21 protein-coding genes are annotated in these 17173 nt (G+C 68.7%); 10 read left to right on the top strand and 11 right to left on the bottom strand.

Going from position 1 to position 17173, the window contains the following annotated elements:
* Position 1: 1 nt before the first annotated feature.
* The gene (locus tag ACJ4V0_RS05355; protein WP_448298531.1) at positions 2–835 is read right to left on the bottom strand and encodes a YihY/virulence factor BrkB family protein; all 834 of its coding nucleotides are present in this window, start codon (positions 833–835) and stop codon (positions 2–4) included.
* Between the two features lie 104 nt (positions 836–939).
* On the opposite strand from ACJ4V0_RS05355, the gene ACJ4V0_RS05360 reads away from it, so the two are divergent.
* Complete coding sequence (locus ACJ4V0_RS05360; RefSeq protein ID WP_448298532.1) at positions 940–1833, top strand: methyltransferase domain-containing protein; 894 nt, start codon at positions 940–942, stop codon at positions 1831–1833.
* An 89-nt stretch (positions 1834–1922) separates the two neighbouring features.
* Positions 1923–2429: an SRPBCC family protein gene (locus tag ACJ4V0_RS05365; protein ID WP_448298533.1), complete on the top strand. Its 507-nt coding sequence runs from the start codon at positions 1923–1925 to the stop codon at positions 2427–2429.
* A 41-nt stretch (positions 2430–2470) separates the two neighbouring features.
* Here the strand turns inward: ACJ4V0_RS05365 and ACJ4V0_RS05370 are convergent, their stop codons facing one another.
* Entirely contained in the window at positions 2471–2890 is a 420-nt protein-coding gene (locus tag ACJ4V0_RS05370; protein ID WP_448298534.1) for a metallopeptidase family protein, read from the bottom strand.
* Between the two features lie 5 nt (positions 2891–2895).
* Entirely contained in the window at positions 2896–3147 is a 252-nt protein-coding gene (locus ACJ4V0_RS05375) for a hypothetical protein (RefSeq protein WP_448298535.1), read from the bottom strand.
* 112 nt (positions 3148–3259) lie between these two features.
* On the opposite strand from ACJ4V0_RS05375, the gene ACJ4V0_RS05380 reads away from it, so the two are divergent.
* The gene (locus ACJ4V0_RS05380; protein WP_448298536.1) at positions 3260–3514 is read left to right on the top strand and encodes a hypothetical protein; all 255 of its coding nucleotides are present in this window, start codon (positions 3260–3262) and stop codon (positions 3512–3514) included.
* Positions 3515–3519: 5 nt separating this feature from the next.
* On the opposite strand, the gene ftsY is transcribed toward ACJ4V0_RS05380, so the two are convergent.
* A complete protein-coding gene (ftsY, locus tag ACJ4V0_RS05385) occupies positions 3520–4632 on the bottom strand; it encodes a signal recognition particle-docking protein FtsY (RefSeq protein WP_448298537.1) in 1113 nt (370 codons plus the stop codon).
* A gap of 89 nt (positions 4633–4721) precedes the next feature.
* Between ftsY and ACJ4V0_RS05390 the strand changes: the two genes are divergently transcribed.
* On the top strand, positions 4722–5432 hold the full coding sequence (locus ACJ4V0_RS05390; protein ID WP_448298538.1) for an RluA family pseudouridine synthase: 711 nt from the start codon (positions 4722–4724) through the stop codon (positions 5430–5432).
* 126 nt (positions 5433–5558) lie between these two features.
* The gene (locus ACJ4V0_RS05395) at positions 5559–6791 is read left to right on the top strand and encodes a phenylacetate--CoA ligase family protein (RefSeq protein WP_448298539.1); all 1233 of its coding nucleotides are present in this window, start codon (positions 5559–5561) and stop codon (positions 6789–6791) included.
* Between the two features lie 61 nt (positions 6792–6852).
* Here the strand turns inward: ACJ4V0_RS05395 and ACJ4V0_RS05400 are convergent, their stop codons facing one another.
* From ACJ4V0_RS05400 to ACJ4V0_RS05425, 6 genes are all read right to left on the bottom strand, one after another.
* Positions 6853–7251, bottom strand: a complete 399-nt coding sequence (locus ACJ4V0_RS05400) for a hypothetical protein (protein ID WP_448298540.1) — start codon at positions 7249–7251, stop codon at positions 6853–6855.
* Between the two features lie 105 nt (positions 7252–7356).
* The gene (gene hemH / locus ACJ4V0_RS05405; protein WP_448298541.1) at positions 7357–8388 is read right to left on the bottom strand and encodes a ferrochelatase; all 1032 of its coding nucleotides are present in this window, start codon (positions 8386–8388) and stop codon (positions 7357–7359) included.
* Positions 8389–8489: 101 nt separating this feature from the next.
* The gene (locus ACJ4V0_RS05410) at positions 8490–9386 is read right to left on the bottom strand and encodes a metal ABC transporter permease (protein WP_448298542.1); all 897 of its coding nucleotides are present in this window, start codon (positions 9384–9386) and stop codon (positions 8490–8492) included.
* Complete coding sequence (locus tag ACJ4V0_RS05415) at positions 9386–10282, bottom strand: metal ABC transporter permease (protein ID WP_448298543.1); 897 nt, start codon at positions 10280–10282, stop codon at positions 9386–9388. The genes ACJ4V0_RS05410 and ACJ4V0_RS05415 overlap by 1 nt, the downstream gene beginning before the upstream one ends.
* A gap of 3 nt (positions 10283–10285) precedes the next feature.
* Positions 10286–11038 carry a metal ABC transporter ATP-binding protein gene (locus ACJ4V0_RS05420; RefSeq protein ID WP_448298544.1) on the bottom strand — a complete coding sequence of 251 codons (753 nt, stop codon included), beginning with the start codon at positions 11036–11038 and terminating at the stop codon, positions 10286–10288.
* A gap of 9 nt (positions 11039–11047) precedes the next feature.
* Positions 11048–12016 (bottom strand): metal ABC transporter solute-binding protein, Zn/Mn family, encoded by a 969-nt coding sequence (locus ACJ4V0_RS05425; protein WP_448298545.1) that lies wholly within the window; start codon positions 12014–12016, stop codon positions 11048–11050.
* Between the two features lie 240 nt (positions 12017–12256).
* On the opposite strand from ACJ4V0_RS05425, the gene ACJ4V0_RS05430 reads away from it, so the two are divergent.
* The 5 genes from ACJ4V0_RS05430 to ACJ4V0_RS05450 all read left to right on the top strand — a co-directional run bounded on the left by ACJ4V0_RS05430 (position 12257) and on the right by ACJ4V0_RS05450 (position 16620).
* On the top strand, positions 12257–13237 hold the full coding sequence (locus ACJ4V0_RS05430) for an SPFH domain-containing protein (protein WP_448298546.1): 981 nt from the start codon (positions 12257–12259) through the stop codon (positions 13235–13237).
* A 1-nt stretch (position 13238) separates the two neighbouring features.
* Positions 13239–13688: an NfeD family protein gene (locus ACJ4V0_RS05435; protein WP_448298547.1), complete on the top strand. Its 450-nt coding sequence runs from the start codon at positions 13239–13241 to the stop codon at positions 13686–13688.
* A gap of 294 nt (positions 13689–13982) precedes the next feature.
* Complete coding sequence (locus tag ACJ4V0_RS05440; protein WP_448298548.1) at positions 13983–14717, top strand: polyamine aminopropyltransferase; 735 nt, start codon at positions 13983–13985, stop codon at positions 14715–14717.
* Between the two features lie 47 nt (positions 14718–14764).
* Positions 14765–14947, top strand: a complete 183-nt coding sequence (locus ACJ4V0_RS05445; RefSeq protein WP_448298549.1) for a hypothetical protein — start codon at positions 14765–14767, stop codon at positions 14945–14947.
* 50 nt (positions 14948–14997) lie between these two features.
* The gene (locus ACJ4V0_RS05450) at positions 14998–16620 is read left to right on the top strand and encodes an alpha-D-glucose phosphate-specific phosphoglucomutase (protein ID WP_448298550.1); all 1623 of its coding nucleotides are present in this window, start codon (positions 14998–15000) and stop codon (positions 16618–16620) included.
* Positions 16621–16701: 81 nt separating this feature from the next.
* Here the strand turns inward: ACJ4V0_RS05450 and ACJ4V0_RS05455 are convergent, their stop codons facing one another.
* Complete coding sequence (locus tag ACJ4V0_RS05455; protein WP_448298551.1) at positions 16702–17070, bottom strand: TraR/DksA family transcriptional regulator; 369 nt, start codon at positions 17068–17070, stop codon at positions 16702–16704.
* Between the last annotated feature and the right edge of the window lie 103 nt (positions 17071–17173).

The raw sequence follows: 17173 nt of genomic DNA on the forward strand, positions 1-17173 counted from the left end.
CTCACACGATCCGCCCGTTCGCCCGCCAGATGGCGGCATTGAGCTCGCCTCCGTAAACGAAAATGGCCGCCGAATAGTAGAGGAAGACCAGCGCCACCATGACGGATGCAAGACCCGCATAGGTGTTGACGTAGTTCTGCGCGAAACTGGCGAGATAGGTGCCGAACAGCGTGCCGCCGATCAGCCAGAGCACCAGCGTCGCCACGATGCCCGGCAGCACGTCGAGGAAGCGGCGCCGGCCAGCCGGCAGGAACAGATAGACGACGGTTAGCGCGATGACGATGACGACGGAGGCCGCCGTCACGCGGGCGAACAGGACGATCCAGCCGAAAGGGGCGAGCCCGGGCACGATGCGCACGGCAGTGGCCCAGATCAGCGGTCCGAGCACCACCAGGAAGGCGGCGGCGAGCAGCGCCAGGGCGCCGATCAGCACGTAGGCGATCGATTCCAGGCGGCACATGTACCACCAGCGCGTCTCGCGCACCTCATAGGCGCGGTTCAGCGCCGTGCGCAGCGCCTCCACGCCGTTCGACGCGAAATAGACCGCGAGAAGGACGCCGATGGTAAGGAGATCGGTCCGGTAGGTGGTCAGCACCGCCTCGATTTCGTGGGCGATGGGCCTTGCGACAACCTCCGGCCAGGCCTCGAGCAGGATCCGCGTCACCTCGTCGCCATAGGGGCGGGCCCCGGCGAAGCTCGCCAGCGAGGTGACCACGATCAGGAACGGAAAGAGCGACATCAGCCCGTTGAGCGCGATGTGGCTGGCAATCGCCCAGCCATCGTCTTCCAGAAAGCGCTCCAGGGCATCCCAGGCGATCCGCCAAGCCTTCGACATCGACAATCCTTCTTCGCGCCGCGGGACCTTTGCGGCAAAGACGCCGGAGGGCAAGGTCAAGCATCCAATTTGACGCCCTGCCTGCCAGCGCCCATATGCCGGCCATGACGTCGCAGCATTTCGATCAGCAACTCATCGGACGCCGCCGGGTTCGCGCCGCGGCCGGCGAACCTGCGGATTTTCTGCTGCGCAATGTGGCGGAGGATCTCGCCGACCGCCTGACGCTGGTGCAGCGCAGCTTCGCCACCATCGCCGATATCGGGTCGCCGGCCGATGCCCTGCGCGAGGCGATCGTGCGTCGCGGGTTGTCCATGCCGATCGCACTCGAGCCGGTGGAAGCGCTGGCGCGGCATCGTGCGCGACCGGTCCTGGTCGCCCCGGTCGATGCCCTGCCCTTCGCCGCGGAGCGCCTCGACCTCGCCATCTCGGCGCTCGGACTGCAGTTCGTCGACGACCTGCCGGGGCTGTTCGTGCAGGTGCGCCGGGCGCTGAAGCCGGACGGACTTTTCCTCGCCGCCCTGCTCGGCGGCGACACGCTGACCGAACTGCGGCAGGCCTTCGCTGCGGCCGAGAGCGAGATCGATGGCGGCCTGTCGCCACGGGTCGCGCCCTTCGCCGATGTCCGCGATGTCGGCGCGCTGCTGCAGCGGGCGGGCTTCGCCCTGCCGGTGACGGATTCCGACCGTCTCACCGTGCGCTACGGCGACGTCTTCGCGCTGATGCGCGACCTTCGCGCCATGGGCGCGACCAACCCGCTCGTGGCGCGGCGGCGCGTGCCCCTCAAGAGGGCGACGCTGCTGCGCATGGCGGCGATCTACCACGAGCGCTTCAGCGACCCCGACGGACGCATCCGGGCCACCTTCCAGGTCATCACCCTGTCGGGCTGGGCGCCGCACGAAAGCCAGCAGAAGCCGCTGAAGCCGGGATCGGCCAAGGCGCGGCTCGCCGACGCGCTGAGGGCCATCGAGATGCCCGCGGGCGAGAAGCCCTCCGGCTGATCTCCGCACGCACCGACGACGGGCTCGACAGAAAAGCCCGCGCCGCCCTAGTCTCCGCTCCCCGCCCCTGAGATTCGAAGGCCCGCCCCATGGACATGACCGGCACGCAGCGCATCGAGGCCCCGCGCGAAGTGGTGTGGGCGGCGCTGAACGATCCCGAGGTTCTGCGCCAGTGCATTCCCGGCTGCCAGAGCATGGAACGCACCGGCGACAATGGCTTCGCCGCCAAGGCGGTGCTCAAGATCGGTCCGGTGAAGGCGAGCTTTTCGGGCAGCGTCACGCTCTCCGATATCGATCCGCCGAACGGCTACACCATCTCCGGCGAGGGCAATGGCGGCGTCGCCGGCATGGCCAAGGGCGGCGCCACGGTGAAGCTCACCGAGGAGAGCGAGGGCGTCACGCTTCTGACCTACGACGTGAAGAGCCAGATCTCCGGCAAAATCGCCCAGCTCGGCTCACGCCTGATCGACGCCACCGCCAAGAAACTGGCGGGCGAGTTCTTCGAGAGCTTCAGCAACGTCGTCGCCCCGCCCGCTCCCGGCGAAGAGATGCCGGAGGAGAAGAAGAAGTGGTGGAAGTTCGGCAAGAAGGGCTGAGATCGCAGGCCTGAAGCGGCGTCCCCGATACAGGGCGGCGTTCACTCGCCGCGCTTCTCGATCGCCTCCATGTCCTCATCCGACAGGCCGAAATGGTGGCCGATCTCGTGAATCAGCACGTGGGCGATGACCGCGCCGAGCGTCTCTTCGTGTTCGGCCCAGTAGTCGAGGATCGGGCGGCGGTAGAGCCAGATCATGTTGGGCATGGCGCCGGAATGCTGCACGGACTGGAACGGCATGCCGGTGCCCTGGAACAGGCCGAGCAGGTCGAAGTCGGTCTCGGCCTCCATCTCCTTCAGCACCTCGTCGGTCGGGAAATCCTCGACCCGGATGACGAGCCCCTTGCACAGATTGCGGAAGTCCGCGGGCAGGTCCTCGTAGGCCCTGGCGGCCATTGCCTCGAAGGCCTCGAGATCGGGCGCCTTGACGGCGTAGAGGGCGGGGGGTGGCGAGGCGGTCATGCTGGTCAACGCAGATAGGTGACGGCGAGATAGACGAGGCAGCCGATGCCGGCGAGAACCGCGAGGCCACGGCCGGCGCGCTTGCCCCAGATCTCGGCGGGATCGTCGGATTCGCCGCGCGCCGTGAAGAAATCGCCCGCCCGCTGCATGGCGGAATCCAGGATCGGCGCGGAATCGCGATGGGTGCGGTCGAGGATGCGTGTTGCCTCCTCCTGCCTGCGGATGTCGTCGTCGCTGCGGTTGCGGTCGGCGGTCATGGGCTCACTCTGACCGCTTCGACCCGCCATGACCAGACCGGCGGGACGCCGCAGGCGGCAACGGATTGGTCACCATGATCTGCCAGGCTGCGGTGGGTACCGGAGTATCGCCATGACCCGCCCCCTTCCACATCGCAACGTCCCCACCCTGGCAGCGGCAGCACTGATGACGGTCCTGGCGCCATCGGGCGAGGCGCTGGCGACACCCTTCTGGTTCGGCTGGGCGGGACATGACAGGCCGGTGATCTATCGCCCGATCGTGACGCCCCGCACCTACTACTTCGCTCCCGCCGGTGCGGTCGAGGTTGTCCCGGCCCGCCATCACGGGCACCGGCACGGCCGCCATCATCATCGCCAGGCGCGCTGAGCCCCTCAGCCCTCATCCAGACCGACGATGGCGCGGGCGAAATCCCGCGCGGCGAAGGGTTCGAGGTCGTCGACACCCTCGCCGACGCCGATGAAATGCACCGGCAGGCCGGTGCGGGCGGCGACCGCGACGAGGATGCCGCCGCGCGCCGTGCCATCGAGCTTGGTCATGACGAGGCCGGTAACACCGGCCGTCTTCGTGAAGGCGTCGACCTGCGTCAGCGCGTTCTGGCCGGTGGTCGCGTCGAGCACCAGCAGCACGGCGTGCGGGGCGGCCTCGTCGACCTTGCGGATGACCCGCACGACCTTTTCGAGCTCGGCCATCAGCTCGGCCTTGTTCTGCAAGCGGCCGGCCGTGTCGAGGATGACGACGTCAGTGCCGGCCTCCTGCGCCTGCCTCACCGTGTCGAAAGCGAGGCCCGCCGCGTCAGACCCCTGCGGCCGCGCGACGACGGGTGCGCCGGTCCGCTCGCCCCAGACCTTCAGCTGCTCGATGGCGGCGGCGCGGAACGTATCGCCCGCGCCGAGAATGACGGAGCGGTGCTCGGCGCGGAACTTGGCGGCGAGCTTGCCGATGGTGGTGGTCTTGCCGGCTCCGTTGACGCCGACGACCATGATGACGAAGGGCTTGCGCTCCGCGTCCACCGTCAGCGGCCGCGCGACGGGCGCCAGCACCGCCTCGATCTCGGCGGCGAGGATCGCCCGCACCTCCTCCGGCGCGATGTCCTTGCCGAAACGGCCCTTCGACAGCGCACCTGCGATGCGCCCCGCCGTCTCGACGCCGAGATCGGCCTGGATCAGCAGGTCCTCGAGCTCCTCCAGCGTCGCATGGTCGAGCTTGCGCTTGGTGAAGAGCTCGGTCACGCCCGTGCCGAGCTTCGAGGAGGTGCGCGACAGGCCTTCCGTCAGCCGCCGCCACCAGCTCTTCGGAGCGGCAGGCGTTTCGGCCGCTGCGGGAGCCGCCGTCTCCGCTGCAGCCGGCGTTCCCGCCGGCGCGTCCTGACCGAACAGCCGCTGGAAGAAACCCGGCCGCTTCGGCTCGTCGGACTTCGGCTGGTCGGTCATCGGCAAAGGATCTCGCTGTCTGGCGCGGCGCGCAGCCCGAATGGGCGGGCGCAACCCCCGGCATTTAGGCCGGCTGGCCGGGAATGGCTAGGGCTGCGGCGGCGCCGGCTGGCGAAGGCGATGGCTTCGCCGTATGGGAGGACATGACCTCCGCCTCGCCGCATCCCGTGCCCCCCGACCCGCTCGGCCTCATCCCGCGCCTCCTCCACCGGGACGCGAGCGTGCTGATCCTGAACAAGCCGGCGGGCCTGCCGGTCCACAAGGGTGCGGGCGGCGGGGAGACGCTCGCCGACCATCTCGACGTGCTGCGCTTCGGCCTGCCGCGGGCCCCGGAACTCGCCCACCGCCTCGACAAGGATACCGCCGGCTGCCTTGTGCTCGGCCGCCACCGCCGGGCGCTGGAGCGGCTCGGGCAGCTGTTCAAGCGCAACGAGGTGAAGAAGACATACTGGGCGGTGGTCGAAGGCGGGCCGGCCGCCGAGGAGGGCGAGATCGCGATCTCCATGAGCCCGCGCGATCCGAAGCGCGGCTGGTGGATGAAGGCCGATCCGAAGGGCCAGCCGGCGCTGACGCGGTTCCGGGTGCTCGGACGCAGCGAGGGCCGCGCCTGGCTGGCGCTGGAGCCGGTCACCGGGCGCACCCACCAGCTCCGGCTGCACTGCTCGGAGAGCGGCTTTCCCATCCTCGGAGACACGATCTACGGCAGCGCGCCGCGGCAGGGCGGGCCGGGACTGCACCTGCTCGCGCGCGCCATCGCGGTGCCCTTCGATCCGAAGCGGCCCGCCATCACGGCGGAAGCGCCGCCCCCGGAGGCGATGCACGAGGCCCTCGCCGCCTGCGGCTGGAACGGCTGAGCCCCGTTGCCGGCTACCTCCGCGTGTGACGACGAGGGACCGCGCGCGTCCGGTATCGTTCGGACCTAAGTCGGACTTGGCGCGGCGGCGGGCGGGCGGGATACTCGCTGCCAGAGGGAGACCGTCATGGCTGGGCATTACGACAAGCGCGAAACGCGCGACGACAGCGCGCGCGAGAAGGACCTGATGAAACGACTGCCGCAGGTCATAGCGGCGGCGATGAAGGTGCCAGCCTGGCGCCGCCACCTCGGCAAGATCGACCCGCGGGCCATCACGACGCGGTCTGCGCTGGCCGAGCTGCCGGTGCAGCGGAAGTCCGACATGCCCGCGCTGCAGAAGGCCCAACCGCCCTTCGGTGGCTTCGTGCCCGGCAAGGCGAGTTCCTTCGGGCGACTGTTCATGTCGCCCGGTCCCATCTTCGAGCCCGAGGCGATTGGCCACGACGTCTGGCGCGTCGGCCGCGCCATGTCGGCGGCCGGCTTCCGGCGCGGCGACATCGTGCTGAACACGCTGTCCTACCACCTCACCCCGGGCGCATGGTGCTTCGACTCGGGCGCCCGGGCCGTCGGCTGCGCGGTGATCCCGGCGGGTCCCGGCAACACCGACGCCCAGCTCGATCTCATCGAAGCCTACCGGCCGAGCTGCTACGCCGGAACGCCCGACTTCCTGAAGATCCTCCTCGACGCGGCGAAGGACAAGGGACGCGACGCCTCCTCGATCAAGCGGGCTCTGGTGGGCGGCGCGGCTTTCCCCGCCAGCCTGCAGAAGGAGGTCGCGGCGCGCGGCGTCGATGCCTACCAGACCTATGCCATCGCCGAATGCGGCGTCATCGCCTACGAGAGCGAGGCACGCCAGGGCCTGATCCTCAACGAGGACATCATCCTGGAGATCGTGCGGCCAGGCACCGGCAACCCCGTCGCGCCGGGGGAGGTCGGCGAGATCGTTGTCACGGTTCTCGATCCGCACCATCCGCTGATCCGCTTCGCGACGGGCGACCTCACCGCCATCCTGCCGGACGCCTCGCCCTGCGGGCGGACCAACAGCCGCATCAAGGGCTGGCTCGGCCGCGCCGACCAGACCGCCAAGGTCAAGGGCATGTTCGTGCGCCCCGAGCAGGTCGCCGAGGTGGTGCGCCGCCATCCGGAGATCGCGCGGGCGCGGCTCGTCGTCGCCCGCAACGGCGAGTCCGACGCCATGACGCTGAAGGTGGAGTCGCGCGCCCGTTCGCCCGAATTCGTACATGCGGTAGGCGAGAGCCTTCTGTCCGTGATGAAGCTCAAGGGCGGCGTGGAGGCCGTGAAGCCCGGCTCGCTGCCGAATGACGGAAAGGTCATCGAGGACACCCGCCCGGTCGGATAGGCCGGGCGCAAGGCCCCGACCAGACGGACGCGCCGCCCACAGGACGACGCGTCCTCTCGCCTCACGCCGCGCGGAACATCGGCGCGTAGCGGTCGCGATAGGCCCAGACCAGCATCAGGCCGGTGACGACGAGGATGCCCGCTACCGGCAGGCCCTGCGGGTTGAGGAAGGCGTGGAACAGCACGATCGTCGCCATGACCGGGGCGATGAGGACAAGACCGAAGGCCGGCGCGACGTTGAGGACAAGGCTGAGGCCACCGATCAGGTTGATCAGCTTGAGGAAGGGCCAGAAGAAGCCGGAGGCCTGAAGCCCCTGCTCGAAGAGGCGGCCGGAAGGCGAGACCGGCGGGTGGATCAGGTGATTGCCGGTGGCCATGGCCCAGAAGCCGTCGACGGCGCTGACGAGGAAGAGAAGCCCCAGAACGGTTCGGGGGGCGTGGATCAGGAAAAAGGTCGACATGGGGTCCTGCAAAGGCAATGGAGCGCCGCTTGGCGCGGAAGCGCGCCTGTCTGGCGGTCGACCGTTTCGCCTTTGCGTCGCGGTGCCCCTGCCCCGGTTACGTCCTCAGACCCAGCCCTTCAGCTCCCGCTCCACCACCGTGTTGATGACGCTCATGCCGAGGTCCGACTCGTTGAGGCAGGGGATGTAGGTGAACCTCTCGCCGCCATTGTTCTCGAAGATGTGGCGGTTCTCGCCGTCGAGCTCCTCCAGCGTCTCCAGGCAGTCGGCGGAGAAGGCCGGGGCGATGATGGCGAGCTTCTTCACGCCCTTCTTCGCCAGCGTCTCGACGGTCTCGTCGGTATAGGGCTTCAGCCATTCGTCGGGACCGAAGCGCGACTGGAAGCTCATCATCATGCGCTCGGGCGAATAGCCCAGTTCCTCGCGCAGCAGCCGCCAGGTCTTGGCGCAGTGGCAGTGATAGGGATCGCCCTTCAGCAGGTACTCCTTCGGCATGCCGTGGAAGGAGGTGAGGATCACCTCGGGCTCGAAGTCGAGGGTCGCGAGGTGGTTGCGCACAGACTGGGCCAGGGCTGCGATATAGGCCGGCTCGTCATGATAGGGCGGCGCGATGCGGATAGTCGGCTGCCAGCGCATCTGCATCAGGGCGCGGAACAGGTGATCGTTGGCGGTCGCCGTGGTGGCGGCGGCATATTGCGGATAGAGCGAGAAGGCGAGGATGCGGTCGCAGCCCTCGGCCATCAGCCGCTCGACGGCCGGCTTGATGGCGGGATTGCCGTAGCGCATGGCCCATTCGACATGAATGTCCGGGCTGATCGTCTTCAGGTGGGCGGCGAGCTTCTCCGCCTGGTTGCGGGTGATGGTCTTCAGGAAGCTCTCATTCTTCTCGGTGTTCCAGATCGTCTCGTAGTCCTTGCCCTTCTTCTGCGGGCGGGTCTGCAGGATGATCAGGTTGAGGATCGGCCACCAGATGGCGCGCGATGTCTCGATGACGCGGCGGTCGGAGAGGAACTCCTTGAGGTAGCGGCGCATCGACCAGTAGTCGGTGGCGTCGGGCGTGCCGAGATTCATCAAGAGCACGCCGATCTTGCCGGTCTTGACGGGGACGTGGCCGGCGGGGAGTTTCATTTCGCGCATGGGGGCTCGCGGCAGTCAGACGGGGTCGGGGGCGTGATACGCCCGATCTTGAAGGGTTGAAAGGTGATACGCCGCCACACCGGCAACGGATTTGCGGTGGATCAGGCCCGGGCCCTGAGCGCGGCGGTCGTCACCAGCGCCAGGCCGGCGACGGCGCCGATGGTTCCGGCGGCGTTGAGGGCGAGCGTCGAACCGAAGAGGCGCGGCCCGAAGACCGCCACGGCATAGCCGGTGAAGACGGTGGCGAGGGCGATGCCCGCCGAGAGAGCCACCTGGTGGGACAGCCGCGTCGTCAGCAGGCGGGCGACGGCGGCCGGGCAGACGATCATCGCCACGGCGAGGACGACACCGACCGACTTGAAGGCCGCCGTGCAGGCGAGCGCCGTGGCTGTCAGCAGCGCCGCCTCGAGCAGGCCGACCGGCAGGCCGCTGGCGCGGGCGAAGATCGGATCGAAGGCGAGCAGCGCCAGTTCCTTGCGGAAGGCGACGAGGATGATGGCGACCAGCACCAGCACGAGCGCCAGTTCGAACACGACCTGCGGCAGGGTGGCGATCATTTGCATCAGGGTCTGGCCGCCCGAAGGGTCGTCGCTGACCCAGATGAGCCCTTCCAGATAGCCCGTGATCACGTGATGGATGTCGAACCCGGTGCGCGACAGGCCGGACCATTCGAGGACGAGAATGCCGACCGCGAAGAAGGTCGTGAAGACGATGCCGAGTGCGGTGCCCTCCTCGACCCTGCCGACGCGGACGAGGAAGGCAACGAGGCCGCTTGCTGCGAAGGCGGCGGCGAGACCGCCGGCGAGGACGACGAGGCTCCCCGACAGGCCGGTCAGCGCCACAGCGATGACGACGCCCGGCACGACGGCATGGCTGAGCGCATCCGCCGCCATGGCCCGCCGGGTAAGGACCAGCAGGTTGCCGACGAGGGCACAGGCGAGCGCCGACAGGCTGGCGGCGAGCAGCGGCACGAAATCGACGGTCCAGAACTCGGCCATCATGCGCCTCCGGCCAGGAGGCCGCGCGCCCGCCCGAAGACGAAGCTGACGGCGAAGAGGGTGGCGGCGACGATGACGATGGCAGGCCCCGTCGGGGTGTCGGTGACGACGGCCGAGATGGCGGCGCCCGACAGGGCGGAGACCGTTCCGATGGCGGCGGCGATGACCACCACCGTCCCGGCCCGGTCGCTCCAGAATCTGGCGGCGGCCGGGGGAATGACCACGAGTGCAACCGCGAGGACGAAGCCGGCGATCGGCAGGGCGGCGACGACCACGACGGCGCAGACGAGCGCCACGAGGGCATCGAGGCGCGCGACGGGAAGGCCCGTCGTGGCGGCGAAGTCCGGATCGAAGGCGACCGCCGCGAGTTCCTTCAGCACCAGGGCGATGATCACGAGGACGAGCACGGCAAGGCCGGCCATGGCCTGCGCCTCGCCGGGCAGCATGCCCGCCGCCGAGCCGAAGAGCAGCGTCTCGAGCCCCGCCTGCCGACCGACCGACAGCGTCTGCACCACCGACATCAGCGACAGGCCGAGGCCGAAGCCGCAGGCGAGCACCGCCGCCGTCGCCGTGTCGTGGCCGACCTTCGACCGGCGGCCGAGCCACTCGATGGCGACGAGCGTGATGGCGGCGGCAATCCCCGCTCCGCCCATCAGCCAGCCGGCCTGGCGCGGCGCGTAGCCGAGCAGGGCGGCGACGAGAAAGGCCGTGGCGATCCCCGGCAGGGTGCCGTGGGCGACCGCGTCCGACACGAGGGCCTTGCGGCGCAGCATGGCGAAAGTGCCGGCAGCGCCGGCGGCGCAGCCAAGCGCCGCGGCGCCGAGCATCACCACCGTCGTGTTGAACCCGGCCTGGAAGGTGAGGATGGCCACAATGTCGGCCAGCGTGCGGTCCATGCCTCAGACCGCCATGGGGACGCCATAGGCACGCGCGAGCACCGCCGGCGTGAAAGCCTCGGCGACGGTTCCCGCAGCGATGACCTTGCGGTTCAGCACCAGCACGTCGCGGAAACGCTCGGCGACCGTGCCGAGATCGTGGTGGACGCAGATGACGAGCCGGCCCTCGCGATCGAGGGTATCGAAGACGTCGAGAATGATGTGCTCGGAGGCCGCATCGACACCGGCGAGCGGCTCGTCGAGGAAGAGGATGCGGGCGTTGCGGGCGAGGCCACGGGCGAGAAAGACGCGCTGCTGCTGGCCGCCCGACATCTGGCCGATCTGCCGTCCCGCGAGATCGGCGAGGCCGACGCGGTCGAGAAGGCCGAGGGCCCGGTCGCGGCGGGCGCGGCCGTAGCCGCGGAACCATCCGGGCTCCCGCACCATGCCCTGCAGCACGACGTCGAGGGCGCTGGCGGGAAAGTCCCAGTCGACGGAGGCGCGCTGCGGCACATAGGCGGTGGCGTCGCGGGCGTCGTCGAACGGCCGGCCGCCGATTGTGATGCGGCCGGTGGAGGGAACGAGGCCGAGAATGGCCTTGATCAGCGTCGACTTGCCGGCGCCATTCGGGCCGACGATGGCCGTGAGGCCGGTGGCCGGCGCCGTCCAGGTCACGCCGACGAGTGCGGGAACGCCGCGATAGCTGACGGAGAGATTCTCGACAGCCAGCAGGCCGGTGATGCCGGCAAGCGTTTCGGGGGGCGTGCGCGCGAGCATGTCCACGCCTCAGCCCGTCAGGCCGAGACGGCCCGTCATGCCCTTTTCGGGCGCCGTTCCGCCGAGTGCCCGGGCGATGGCTGTGACATTGTGGTCGATCATGCCGACATAGGTGCCCTCATAGGTGCCGGGCTTGCCCATGGCGTCGGAGAAGAGCTCGGCTCCGACGACCACACGGTGGCCGCGGCGGGCGGCGCCCTCGATGACGGCGCGCACGTTGCGATCGGACACCGAACTCTCCACAAAGATCGCGGGGAGCTTGCGATTGACGACAAGATCGACCGTCGCCTCGATCGCCTTCAGCCCGGCCTCGCTTTCCGTCGACAGGCCCTGGATGCCGTGGACCTCGAAGCCATAGGCGCGGGCGAGATAGCCGAAGGCGTCGTGGGCGGTGACGAGGACGCGCCGCTCGGCTGCCACGGAGGACAGCACTTGGCCGGCATAGGCGCCGAGTGCGTTCATCTTGGCGACGACCGGCTCGAGGTCGGGGGTGATGGGCGGCTGACCCGGCACGCTGGCCGCGACCAGTGCGCCGGACACGGCGCGCACGACGACGGTCCAGAGCCTCGGGTCCATCCAGACATGGGGGTCGGGCTTGTCGGCGACCTCCGCATCCTTCAGCAACTGGTCCTTCGCGATGGCCTCGGCGGCGAGAACAGGAGCGCGGCGGCGCGCCAGTTGCAGGAAGGTCTCGCGGAACTGCGCCTCGAGGCCGAGGCCATGGGCAATGACGAGATCCGCCTGGGTCAGCTTGACGATATCGGACCGGGTCGGCCGGTAGAGATGCGGGTCGACGCCCTCGCCCATCAGGGCCTCCGCCGAGACCTGCTCGCCCGCAAGCATGCGGACGGTGTCGGCCAGCATGGCGGTGGTGGTGACGACGCGCAGCCGGCGGGGGGTCTGGGCGAAGAGCGGGGCAGGAAGCGCCAGCGTGGTGGCGGCGGCGAGCAGACTGCGGCGCGACAGACGGGGGGACATCATCTTTGCCTGGGTGACGGATCGGGACGGGATGCGCATTTGCAAGTCATTTGCAACAAGGTGGGGGCCGCCGAGGCATCTGTCAAGCCAGTTGCAAAGAATTCTCATTCCAGAGAGCGTCGCGAAACGTTTCCGGGTCCTCACGCCATCGCCACGCAATACGGCCATGGTCTGGTGACTCCATCATTGAGCCGCGACCCTGGCCGGCCTAGGCTGTGGCGACCGCAACGGAGAGAGATCATGTTCCCATTCGCCGGCAGCGACATCGCCCTCATCGGCGTCGTCATCGTGGTCATCCTGTTCCTGTTCGCCGGCATCAAGACGGTTCCGCAGGGCTATCACTGGACCGTCGAGCGGTTCGGCCGCTACACGCGGACGCTCGACCCGGGCCTGAAGCTGATCGTGCCGTTCATCGACCGCGTCGGCCACAAGGTGAACGTGATGGAGCAGATGCTCGACGTTCCCAGCCAGGAGGTCATCACCAAGGACAACGCCAAGGTCACCGTGGACGGCGTCCTGTTCTTCCAGGTGCTTGACGCGGCCCGCTCGTCCTACGAGATCACGCGGCTCGACCAGTCGCTGATGAACCTCGCCATGACCAATATCCGCACCGTCATGGGGTCGATGGACCTCGACGCACTGCTGTCCAACCGCGACACGATCAACGAGAGCCTGCTGCGCGTCGTCGACCAGGCGGCCGCGCCGTGGGGCATCAAGGTCAACCGCATCGAGATCAAGGACATCGCGCCCCCGGCCGATCTCGTCGCTGCCATGGGCCGGCAGATGAAGGCCGAGCGCGAGAAGCGCGCGGTGATCCTGGAGGCCGAGGGACAGCGTCAGTCCGAGATCCTGCGGGCGGAGGGCGAGAAGCAGTCGCAGATACTCGAGGCCGAGGGCCGCAAGGAAGCCGCCTTCCGCGACGCCGAGGCGCGCGAGCGGCAGGCCGAAGCCGAGGCCAAGGCGACCGAGATGCTCTCGGCGGCGATCGCGGGCGGCAATGCCCTCTCGGTCAACTACTTCATTGCCGAGAAATACCTGAAGGCGCTGGAGGGCCTTGCCCTGTCGCCCAACCAGAAGACGCTGATCCTGCCGATCGAGGCGACGCAGATCCTCGGCTCGCTGGCCGGCATCGGCGAGATCGCCAAGGCCGCCTTCGGCCAGGACGGCGCTCCGCCACGCCCGCCGATGCGCGGCGGCAGCGTGCCGAGCGCAGGGGGCTGACATGATCGTCTCGACCATCGTCGCAGCGGGCCCCTGGAGCTGGATCATCCTCGCCGCCATCCTGATGGGGCTGGAAATTCTGGTGCCCGGCTACTTCCTCATCTGGCTCGGCGCCGCCGCCGCTGTCACCGGCCTGATCTTCCTGGTCATCGCCGGGCCATGGCAGGCGCAGCTCGCAGTCTTCGCCGTGCTGTCGCTGTTCAGCCTCTACGGCTGGTTCAAGGTCATGAAGGCCAGCAATGGGACGGCAAGTGACAAGCCGGATCTCAACCGCCGGATGGAGGCGATGGTCGGCCGCGAATTCGTTCTCGACGAACCGATCCAGTCGGGGCGGGGGCGCGTCCGCGTCGCCGATTCGGTCTGGCTGGTGACCGGGCCCGACCTCGCTTCGGGCGCCCGCGTCCGCGTCACCGACTTCCAGGGCGCGGTGCTGGTGGTGGAAGCGGCGTGAAGGCGGCACCGCCGATCGTTCGGCGACCCGGAGGAGCGAAGAAGCCTGCGCCGGCTTCCGCAGCCTGGGCATGCGGGTCGACAGATGCCCCACCCGTTCCCTCCCCTTGCTGACGCGAGCCGACCGAAGAGCCATCCCGGGCGCGCTCCGTCTGCCGCGGCCTTCGCCCTCGGCCGGGTCCCTCGCGAAGCCGGTGGCGAGGAGTGCGGGAGCGCTGCTGCGATTGTGGCCAATCCCCTGCCCTGATCGTGTAGGCTCGCCCCCGCGCTGCCCGGGCGCAGAGGGATCAATCGATTGAACGCATACTTCCAGGAACTGGACTATCGGGACACGCCCATCGGCGGCCTGAGCCTGAGACGAAGGCGGGAGCACCGGCTCGGGACCGATGTCTACGAGATCAAGCTCGGCGATGAATTTCTCATGTCCAGCCTGTTCACCGCCTCCGAGATCGCCCTCGCGGATCTCGGCCTCAAACCCTTTGCGGACCGGGCGATCGACGTCGCAGTCGCCGGCCTCGGCCTCGGCTATACGGCGAAAGCCGTCCTCGACCACGGCAACGTGGCCTCGCTCGTCGTCGTCGAAATGCTCGAACCCGTGATCGGCTGGCACCGGAAGGGTCTCCTGCCGCTCGGAACGGCTCTCGCCGACGATCCGCGCTGCCGCTTCATCCCCGGCGACTTCTTCGCGCTGGCGGCGAGCCGCGATGGCCTCGACCCCATGGAGCCGCAGCGCCAGTTCGATGCCTTGCTGGTCGACATCGACCATTCGCCCGATGCGCTTCTCGATGAGCGCAGCACCGGCTTCTACACGACCGAAGGCCTCACCGCCGTTGCGCGTCATGTCAGGCCCGGCGGCATCTTCGGCCTGTGGTCCGATGCCCTGCCCGATCCGGCCTTCGTCGACCGGCTGGCGGGCGTTTTCGCCGGGGCCTCTGCGGAGCCGGTCACGTTTCACAATCCGCTGCTCGATGAGCCCTATACACAGACGGTCTATCTGGCGCGCACCGGGGTCGATGGAGCCCCTACCTGATCGCTGCGGTCCGCCGCCTGTGCGGAGGGGACGCGCCGGCAGGCACGATGCAGATCACGACGGTGCGGGCTGTCGCGGCATCGGTCATGGTGATAGCCTCGGCCCTCACTCCCTTCCTGATGGGTTACGCATTCGATGCCGGAATAGGTATTGCTCCCATTGGCGTCGTGGCCGCCGTCCATCTTCTCGCCGCGACGCTCCTGAACATTCGCGCAACCGTCCGGTTCTGACGCGAAGCCCGTTCTCACCACTTTCCCCTCGCCGAACCCTGGAGACGCACGTGATCCTGTCCGTGGACGCCCGGCCATACCCCGACCAGACTCTCGGCACGTCGGGGCTCAGAAAGCCGGTCCCGCATGTCATGCGGCCCCACTACGTCGAACTGTTCATGCAGTCGGTCTTCGACGTGCTGGATGTCGCCGGGGCAACGCTGGTGCTGGGTGGCGACGGTCGGTTCTTCAACGACCAGGCGATCCAGACGATCCTCAAGATGGCCGCTGCCAACCGGGTGGGCCATGTCATCGTCGGCCGCGACGGACTGCTGTCGACGCCGGCTGCCTCGGCGCTCATCCGCGCCCGCAAGGCGAAGGCCGGGATCATCCTCTCGGCGAGCCACAATCCAGGCGGCCCGGACGGCGACTTCGGGATCAAGATCAATGCCGCCCACGGCGGGCCCATCCCCGTTTCGGTCTCCGACGCCATCCACCAGCGAAGCCGGACCTGCAGCCGCTACCAAATCCTCGAGGCGGGCGAGTTTCCGCTCGCGGACGTGGGCCGGAAGCATGTTGAAGGCTGTCTGGTCGAGGTGGTGGACAGCGTCCAGGACTATGTCGGCCTCATGGAGACCCTGTTCGACTTCCACCGTATCGCGGAGCTGTTCCGGTCGGGCTTCACCATGCGCTTCGATGCGATGAACGCGGTCACCGGACCCTATGCCACCGAGCTCTTTCACCGCCGCCTCGGACTGCCCGAAGCGAGCCTGATGAACCAGACGCCGAAGCCCGACTTCGGCGGCCTGCACCCCGACCCCAATCCGCACCACGCGGCGGCGCTGGTCGATATGGTGGCGGGGCGCTCCGAGGTCGATTTCGGCGCGGCGTCGGATGGCGATGGCGACCGCAACCTCATCGTTGGCCGCGGCCTCGTCGTCTCGCCGAGCGACAGCCTCGCCGTGATCGCCGCCAACGCCCGCCTCGTCCCCGGCTATCGCCAGGGTCTCGCCGGCGTCGCGCGCTCGATGCCGACCAGCCGCGCGCTCGACCGCGTCGCCGCGGCGCTCGGCGTTCCGGCCCATGTCACGCCGACGGGCTGGAAATATTTCGCCAATCTGCTCGAGGCCGGCCTGATCACGATCTGCGGCGAAGAGAGCGCCGGCACGGGATCGGACCATGTGCGCGAGAAGGACGGCCTGTGGGCGGTGATGATGTGGCTGAGCATCATTGCCGAGCGGCGGCTGTCGATCGGCGACATCCTCGGCGAGCACTGGCGGACCTATGGGCGCGACTATTACCAGCGGCTCGATTTCGAGGAGGTCGATGCGAGCGCGGCCGAGGACCTGATGGAGAGCCTGCGGCGCAGGCTCCCCACGCTCGCGGGGACCCGCGCCGGACCCTTCACCGTCACCGACGCGAGTGATTTTGCCTACACCGACCCGGTGGACGGATCGGTGGCGACCAAACAGGGCATCCAGATCGTGTCCGACGATGCCCGCATCATCTATCGCCTGTCGGGAACGGGAACCCGCGGCGCGACGCTGCGGGTCTATCTCGAGCGCTTCGAGCCGCGCGCGGACCATCACCATCTGCCGACGTCCGAGGCGCTGGCCGCGGTGCGGGACACCGCCATGGCGATGGCGGAGGTGACCCGCTTCACCGGCCGGACCACGGCTTCGGTCGTGAGTTGATGGCGTGCCGAAGGGCGGGAACGCGGTGTCGGACGCCGGGCGGACGCCGATGCCCATTCCTTCGCGTGACCGGCGCAGATCCTACGACGCGCAGCCGACGCACTGGGGCGCAGTGGGGTCGGCGGCCAGCCGGCCGGGGCTGATCGGGTTGTCACAATCGCAGCAGGTGCCGAACGTGCCGTCAGCCATCCGGTCGAGCGCGCGGAGGATGCGAAGTCTGCGAACCTTCCGCCGCGCCTCGGCATTCTGGGCCATGGCCTGAACCTGCATCGCGTCCATCCGTGCCAGCCGACCGACGCTCTGCTGGTCGAGGGCGACCGGAGCGGCATTCGCGGCATGATCGGCGAGCATGGCCTCGATCTCGGCGAGCTCCTTTTCGAGAACAGGCCGAAAACGACGGCAGAGAGCCTCGACATCGCGCGGGATGGGATCAGGATTGTCCTTCTTCATCGGCCGGTCCCGCTCATGGCCGTTCCCTCAGGAACGCAGGTTGCTCGCCCTGAGATTGCATGTTAGGTGCGTTGTGCATCGCAGCATCCGTGTGTTGCGGCCC

The organism is Phreatobacter aquiterrae, from assembly GCF_053471285.1.

Excerpts from the sequence above, each read along its gene's own strand:
- ACJ4V0_RS05425 (WP_448298545.1), bottom strand. The coding sequence starts at position 12,016 with ATGTCCCCCCGTCTGTCGCGCCGCAGTCTGCTCGCCGCCGCCACCACG.
- ACJ4V0_RS05455 (WP_448298551.1), bottom strand. The coding sequence starts at position 17,070 with ATGAAGAAGGACAATCCTGATCCCATCCCGCGCGATGTCGAGGCTCTC.
- ACJ4V0_RS05355 (WP_448298531.1), bottom strand. The coding sequence starts at position 835 with ATGTCGAAGGCTTGGCGGATCGCCTGGGATGCCCTGGAGCGCTTTCTG.
- ACJ4V0_RS05360 (WP_448298532.1), top strand. The coding sequence starts at position 940 with ATGACGTCGCAGCATTTCGATCAGCAACTCATCGGACGCCGCCGGGTT.
- ACJ4V0_RS05380 (WP_448298536.1), top strand. The coding sequence starts at position 3,260 with ATGACCCGCCCCCTTCCACATCGCAACGTCCCCACCCTGGCAGCGGCA.
- ACJ4V0_RS05395 (WP_448298539.1), top strand. The coding sequence starts at position 5,559 with ATGGCTGGGCATTACGACAAGCGCGAAACGCGCGACGACAGCGCGCGC.
- hemH (WP_448298541.1), bottom strand. The coding sequence starts at position 8,388 with ATGCGCGAAATGAAACTCCCCGCCGGCCACGTCCCCGTCAAGACCGGC.
- ACJ4V0_RS05400 (WP_448298540.1), bottom strand. The coding sequence starts at position 7,251 with ATGTCGACCTTTTTCCTGATCCACGCCCCCCGAACCGTTCTGGGGCTT.
- ACJ4V0_RS05415 (WP_448298543.1), bottom strand. The coding sequence starts at position 10,282 with ATGGACCGCACGCTGGCCGACATTGTGGCCATCCTCACCTTCCAGGCC.
- ACJ4V0_RS05420 (WP_448298544.1), bottom strand. The coding sequence starts at position 11,038 with ATGCTCGCGCGCACGCCCCCCGAAACGCTTGCCGGCATCACCGGCCTG.
- ACJ4V0_RS05435 (WP_448298547.1), top strand. The coding sequence starts at position 13,239 with ATGATCGTCTCGACCATCGTCGCAGCGGGCCCCTGGAGCTGGATCATC.
- ACJ4V0_RS05445 (WP_448298549.1), top strand. The coding sequence starts at position 14,765 with ATGCAGATCACGACGGTGCGGGCTGTCGCGGCATCGGTCATGGTGATA.
- ACJ4V0_RS05430 (WP_448298546.1), top strand. The coding sequence starts at position 12,257 with ATGTTCCCATTCGCCGGCAGCGACATCGCCCTCATCGGCGTCGTCATC.
- ACJ4V0_RS05370 (WP_448298534.1), bottom strand. The coding sequence starts at position 2,890 with ATGACCGCCTCGCCACCCCCCGCCCTCTACGCCGTCAAGGCGCCCGAT.
- ACJ4V0_RS05365 (WP_448298533.1), top strand. The coding sequence starts at position 1,923 with ATGGACATGACCGGCACGCAGCGCATCGAGGCCCCGCGCGAAGTGGTG.
- ACJ4V0_RS05375 (WP_448298535.1), bottom strand. The coding sequence starts at position 3,147 with ATGACCGCCGACCGCAACCGCAGCGACGACGACATCCGCAGGCAGGAG.
- ACJ4V0_RS05410 (WP_448298542.1), bottom strand. The coding sequence starts at position 9,386 with ATGGCCGAGTTCTGGACCGTCGATTTCGTGCCGCTGCTCGCCGCCAGC.
- ACJ4V0_RS05390 (WP_448298538.1), top strand. The coding sequence starts at position 4,722 with ATGACCTCCGCCTCGCCGCATCCCGTGCCCCCCGACCCGCTCGGCCTC.